Here is a 6,193-nt window from a genome sequence, read left to right as displayed (position 1 = left end):
CATAAATCTGTATTTGAGTCTGGTTGGGTCAAACTCGATCCGCAATGGTTGCAGCCCGATTTAGCCCTCACCTGGGACAAAATCCGCGACTTGCGGACAGATGTAAATAAGGTGATGGAACAGGCGCGCACCGATAAAGCGATCGGTTCGAGTCTAGAGGCTAAAGTGTTGTTGCAGGTGAGCGATCCGACACTCAAAGCGAAGTTGAAAGCATTTTCAGCACCCATGACACCCACCCTTAACCCCTCCCAGGAGGGGAATAAGATGGGGGGAGTGGTAATTAGTGCTACTAATTCGCGGACGCCGACGATCGATAAACTAGTAAATGCTTCGCCATTGCCAGCATTGCAAGCAACTTTGACAAGCGGTAGTAATGCCATCGGCGCGACGATTGCCACGGCGATCGAGGCTTATAGTAAAGGTTGGCGATTGATTGGGAATATTCTCCTCGTCTTAACCGGAGCATTTGGATTGTATATCGCGATCGGATTGCTCGATATCGTCAATCGGATTCCGTTTGTAGAGACGACTCTCCAAGGAGTTGGGATTGTAATGAGTGGCTTATTTGTGGTGCGTAATTTGTTAACAAAACAGAAACGCAAACAAACATTCGATCGGGCAATTGCCTATAAAAATTACCTCATCGGCGCACAGTATTACACCGAACGCACGATATCGGCGATCGAAAATTCAGGCGAACTAATCCCAACTACACCCGTACATGTTCCCGCACAACCAGCCGCACCACAAAGTACCTCAAATGGTATTGACGAATTGCGGTACTTTTTCCTCGCATCTCAAGTCGAGCTAATCGATGATGCCAGCCGACTAGAAGGATTGCAACATCAAACAACTGTTGAAAGTGGCAAAATTGGTGTCGTAAATGCTGATGGTACCAAATGCGATCGCTGCTGGAACTATTCACCTACCGTCGGTCAAAATAGCGAACATCCAATAATTTGCGATCGATGTGTAGATGCCTTGGCTGGTAAATTCTAATTAACGATTGCCCTTAAGTATCCCCAAGTTCTTAGAGAATTTGGGGGTATTTTTTATTAACTAAAGAGGTATAAATTTGCTCTACCGTCGCTTGCGCTTAAACCAATCCTGTAACTGTTGCCGACAGGTAGCTTCCAAAATGCCGCCAATGACAGTTAACTTGTGATTGGAAGCCGCACTATCGGGAATATTCAATACCGTCCGCACGCTCCCCGTCTTGGCATCGTCAGCACCGTATACCAGCAAACCCAACCGCGCCGCCACGATCGCACCAGCGCACATCGGACAGGGTTCGAGCGTCACGTATAACGTACATCGATCGAGGTGCCAACTATTTAGATACGCTCCCGCCGCTCGAATTGCCACAATTTCTGCATGAGCCGTCGGATCGCAATCGCGTTCCCGCCGATTTTCACCTTCACTAATTATCTCCCCCTCCGGACTGACAATTATCGCCCCAACTGGCACCTCGCCAGCATTCCCCGCATTCGTCGCCAACTCGATCGATCGCGCCATCCAGCGTTGATGTAATTGGAAATCTATATTCATTGCTAGAGGGTAGAGACGTAGGGGAGGGGGTAAAAGGTAAAGGGTAAAGGGTTAGGGGGTACAGGAATTATACTCACATCTTGCACTCATCCACTCATCCACTCATCCACTCATCCACTCATCCACCCATCCACCCGATCGGAAGTCCGCTCTCCAATTATGAGGAAAACCCGCAGACTTTAAACATTCTGTCACAGTAAAATAGATAATATCCCCAGATAGTTCGCAACATTGTTACAATACTTAACAGGGCTTAATACCATCACCTCATGAACACCACACCTTCTAATCAGTTTTCACCAGAGATGAATAGAGTCGATGCTCCGTCTAACCAGTCAGTAGCAGCCGTATCCACAGAACTAGTGGCTGATGCAGAAGTTGTGAATTCCAGACGTGTCAAAGAAATTACCGACAACACCTGGCTGGGGTACGATCCGATCGCGATCGCGCAATATTACAGTACCCAACCGCTCAAAGTATTTGGACGATTTATTAGTATCTTTATCCCGATCGTCAACTTTGCACTGGGATTGTGGCTCGATAAAACTACTAATAAAAGTAAAGCAAACCTGGGTAAACGTGCCGTACAGATTCGCGGACTGTTGACCAAATTAGGGCCTGCATATATTAAAATCGGTCAGGAACTCTCGACTCGTCCCGACCTAGTACCGCCACAGTTTTTAGAAGAATTAGCTCAATTACAAGATAATATTCCCGCTTTTTCTAACGAGATCGCTTACCAATTTATTGAAGAAGAATTAGGCGACAGACCGGAAGCTATTTATGCCCAAATTAGCGATTTACCGATCGCGGCTGCTTCGCTCGGACAAGTATATAAAGGTAAACTTTGGAGCGGTGAAGAAGTTGCCATCAAAGTTCAACGTCCGGGACTGGCTGATAGTATCGCGCTCGATCTTCACGTTGTTAGAACTCTGGCAATTTGGGCGCAAACTAATTTCAAACAAATTCGCAGTAATTTAGTTTCGATCGTCGATGAATTTGCCGAGCGCATTTTCGAGGAAATGGACTACGAAAATGAAGGACGCAACGCCGAAAGATTTGCCGAATTATATGGCGGTATGCAAGACATCTACGTACCCAGTATTTACTGGAAATACACGGGTAGACGCGTCTTGACGATGGAATGGATTACGGGGACAAAGCTAACCAACCTCGAAGCCGTTGCCGCACAGGGACTCGATGCTACCTACTTAGTGGAAGTTGGCGTCCAATGTTCGCTGCGTCAATTATTAGAACACGGTTTCTTTCATGCCGATCCGCATCCTGGCAATTTACTTGCGACACCAGATGGTAAGTTAGCTTACTTAGATTTCGGGATGATGAGCCAAGTCAAGCCATATCAACGTTATGGTTTAGTCGAAGCGATCGTGCATTTGGTCAATCGCGATTTTGATGGATTGGGCCGCGATTTTGTTAAGTTAGAATTTCTGACTCCCGATACAGACTTGACGCCAATTATTCCGGCTTTATCTTACGTATTTAATAGTTCTCTGGGAGCTACTAGTACCAATATTGCCGATCTAGATTTCAAGAGCGTTACCGATCAATTATCGGGCGTAATGTATGAGTTCCCCTTCCAGGTGCCTGCTTATTATGCTTTGATCTTGCGATCGCTAGCCACCCTCGAAGGTATCGCCATTTCTGTCGATCCTAATTTTAAAGTACTGGCTAAAGCATATCCTTACGTTGCCAAACGACTGCTGACAGACCCCGCTCCCGATCTGCGGAACTCGCTCAAAGAACTCTTATTTAAAGATGGTTCCTTCCGCTGGAACCGATTGGAAAATCTGCTCAATAATGCCCGCAGTAGCGATGAATACGATCTCAATCAAGTCATCAATCAAACTTTAGATTTCATTCTCTCCGAGCGCGGGACTTTTATCCGCGATTATCTCGCCGATGAGATCGTCCGAGGTTTGGATAATTTTGGTAGTAATACACTCCAAAGTGTGACTCATGCGATTCAAAAAGGGATCGGCATCAAGGTACCCACACCTCCTGTAACTGCCCAACAGCAATCGAATGGTTTAGAACACATCCAGCGGATTTGGGGCATCTTACAACAGACTAAAGGCTTCGATCCGGCAATGGTTTTACCCAAGATTCCTCAAATTTTGATGAAGTCAGAAACCCAATCCTTCGGTCAAAAAATCGCTAGCGGCTTAACCCAACGGATGGCAGCTCGCTTGATTCGCGAAGTCTTATTGCAAGACGTCCCCAGCGAGATCGCAGTTAACGATCCGCTATCCGAGCGGCGCGCTCCACAACCGCAGCTTGCGTTACCAACTCGCGCCAGACGGTAGTCTCATCCTATCCCCTAGACACTCAGGGTACCTCGATCGAGGTACCCTTTTTGGCGTTGCTGATTTAAGGTATGATTTGCCCTCACCCCGCCAGATCCTGCGGCTCTGGCTCCCCTCTCCCAAGATTGGGAGAGGGGTTGGGGGTGAGGGCAAAATCTACGCTTAATACCCCAATTTAGCAACGCTCCCTTTTTGATGCCTGAAAATCGATAACTAGCAAGTAGAGATTCGACTTCTAATTTGAATGACTTGGTGTGGGAAATCTCGATAATTTCTCCCGCAACAGCAAGTCGAATTTTTAGGTAAGAGGTATCTATAAATAGTATGATTTTATACCCAGATTCTGATGAAATTTGACCGATCGACATACTTGTAGATCCGATCGTCTAAGCTATACAGGCAGTCATTTTTACGATATTTGTACGTTGTTAATTGTCGATAAATTGGTCTACATTAACTTCAAGAGATTGGAAGATTTGTTAAAATCTAGTTACACGCGCTAATAATTATTTCAATATTCCGTCTAAACATAAATCTAGCAGCGCGAATATAGGATTTGGCTAGCTAGTAACTATTCAAACTTTTAGATACTACCAATTTGTCCTGACTCAGCGCGATCGCCTAAATCGATCGCCTCCCAAATTTAGTGATGAATACATACAATCGCCGACAATTTTCTGACAAGTGGATGTCCCGACTGCACATTCCGCTGTCGAGCATTTTGCTTTTGACGATCTCGCTGTTACCATCAGTACGCGTAGCCGCTACCGAGGCTCCATCTGAGATCCGTGTGGCTCGGCAAGTTACCAAAAAAGCCCCAGCCACCAAAACCCCAACTACCAAAACCTTAAAAACGGCTAGAGATTTTTACAACCGAGCGATGCGTCGTTTTCGAGATCGAGATCGAGTCGGCGCAATTGCCGACTTCGATCGAGCGATTGCCTTGCAAGCTAACTTTGTCGATGCTTACAATAATCGGGGCATTGTCAAAGGTTTAAACGGCGACAGTGCGGGTGCAATTGCCGATTACACCAGCGCGCTGGCTCTGAATCCGAAATTTTTTGAAGCCTATGCCAATCGGGGTTTTGCCCGCTTGAATACTGGAGATCGCGCGGGTGCATTAGCCGACTTCCAAGCAGCAAGAGCGATTAAGTCCACCGATCCGCAAATAGCGATCGGTAAAGGCATTGTCTTGTCGCAAAATGGTGACAAACAAGGCGCGATCGCCAGTTACACTAAGGCAATTCAACTCGATCCTAAGAATGTAGATGCTTACTACAATCGCGGTATCGCGAAACTCGATCTGAGCGATAATACAGGTGCGATTGCTGATTTCGAGCGGGCGATCGCCTTAAGACCGAACTATGCCAAAGCTTACAATGGTCGTGGCAAAGCCAGAGAATTAATGGGAGATTCCCAAGGCGCACTTGCCGATTTCAATCGCGCGATCGCGTTAAATCCCAATAGCTCCAATGTTTATTTCAATCGTGCTAGTGCCCAAAACTCGCTCGGCAATCGGACTGGGGCAATTAGCGACTACAATCGGGTAGCGAGCATCAATCCGACTGATGCCTTTGCCTTTTTCAATCGCGCCATCATTAAAGCTGAGAATGGTGACAAAACTCAAGCGATCGCCGATTATACTACCGCACTCAAGCTCAATCCTAAATTAGTCGAAGCCTATAACAATCGCGGGATTCTTTACTCTTCGATCGGCAATCGCCAAGCCGCGATCGCGGACTACACTAGAGCCATTCAACTCAGACCCAATTATGCTACAGCATACCTGAATCGTGGGATCGTTTACTACGCTGCTGGCGACTATAACAAAGCCGTTGCAGATTATACTCAGGGAATCGCTGCCGATCCCAAGAATGCAGAGTTATACTTCAATCGGGGTGTCTCTTTAGCGCAACTGCGGGAATATCAAAAGGCTTTGGCTGACTATAATACAGCAATTCGCTTGCAACCGAATAATGCTCTAGCATACAGCAATCGTGGATTGCTTCACGCTCAACTCCAAGCCAATCCTGCTGCTACCGAAGATTTAAAAACAGCAGCAAGATTGTTCCAAGCCCAAAATAATCAGGCTGGCTACGAGTCTGTCATGCGTAGATTGGAGAGACTAAAATAAGTCGATCGCTTAGAGTTGGCTGTGCCTGACGAGTTTGCTAGGTAATCTGGTTCACAAGTGGCCGCTGTGCTACTATCTTTGCGATCTTTCGTCTCAAGGGTGGTTCAACTTAGATTACCTAGATCTTACTCGATATGTGTCAATTTAGCAGCGACCTGTAACCCGAAATTTAGAGATCGGGATCGAG

General features: G+C 46.5%; 5 protein-coding genes. 3 read left to right on the top strand and 2 right to left on the bottom strand.

Annotated features, from left to right (window positions below):
* Positions 1-999 (top strand): CAAD domain-containing protein (locus C7B77_RS21595; protein ID WP_281261378.1); only part of this gene is annotated, 999 nt, incomplete at its 5' end.
* A gap of 81 nt (positions 1,000-1,080) precedes the next feature.
* On the opposite strand, the gene tadA is transcribed toward C7B77_RS21595, so the two are convergent.
* On the bottom strand, positions 1,081-1,548 hold the full coding sequence (gene tadA / locus C7B77_RS21590; RefSeq protein ID WP_106309702.1) for a tRNA adenosine(34) deaminase TadA: 468 nt from the start codon (positions 1,546-1,548) through the stop codon (positions 1,081-1,083).
* Between the two features lie 269 nt (positions 1,549-1,817).
* On the opposite strand from tadA, the gene C7B77_RS21585 reads away from it, so the two are divergent.
* Entirely contained in the window at positions 1,818-3,872 is a 2,055-nt protein-coding gene (locus tag C7B77_RS21585; RefSeq protein ID WP_106309698.1) for an ABC1 kinase family protein, read from the top strand.
* Positions 3,873-3,886: 14 nt separating this feature from the next.
* Here the strand turns inward: C7B77_RS21585 and C7B77_RS21580 are convergent, their stop codons facing one another.
* A complete protein-coding gene (locus C7B77_RS21580) occupies positions 3,887-4,240 on the bottom strand; it encodes a hypothetical protein (protein WP_106309695.1) in 354 nt (117 codons plus the stop codon).
* A 281-nt stretch (positions 4,241-4,521) separates the two neighbouring features.
* Here C7B77_RS21580 and C7B77_RS21575 point away from each other — a divergent pair, with 281 nt between their 5' ends.
* Positions 4,522-6,006, top strand: coding sequence for a tetratricopeptide repeat protein (locus C7B77_RS21575; protein ID WP_106309692.1), 1,485 nt, complete (start codon positions 4,522-4,524; stop codon positions 6,004-6,006).
* The last annotated feature ends 187 nt before the right edge of the window (positions 6,007-6,193 follow it).

This window comes from Chamaesiphon polymorphus CCALA 037 (assembly GCF_003003845.1).
Lineage (GTDB): Bacteria > Cyanobacteriota > Cyanobacteriia > Cyanobacteriales > Chamaesiphonaceae > Chamaesiphon > Chamaesiphon polymorphus.
This window is presented reverse-complemented; position numbering and strand designations above follow the sequence as displayed.

Excerpts from the sequence above, each read along its gene's own strand:
- tadA (WP_106309702.1), bottom strand. The coding sequence starts at position 1,548 with ATGAATATAGATTTCCAATTACATCAACGCTGGATGGCGCGATCGATC.
- C7B77_RS21585 (WP_106309698.1), top strand. The coding sequence starts at position 1,818 with ATGAACACCACACCTTCTAATCAGTTTTCACCAGAGATGAATAGAGTC.
- C7B77_RS21580 (WP_106309695.1), bottom strand. The coding sequence starts at position 4,240 with ATGTCGATCGGTCAAATTTCATCAGAATCTGGGTATAAAATCATACTA.
- C7B77_RS21575 (WP_106309692.1), top strand. The coding sequence starts at position 4,522 with ATGAATACATACAATCGCCGACAATTTTCTGACAAGTGGATGTCCCGA.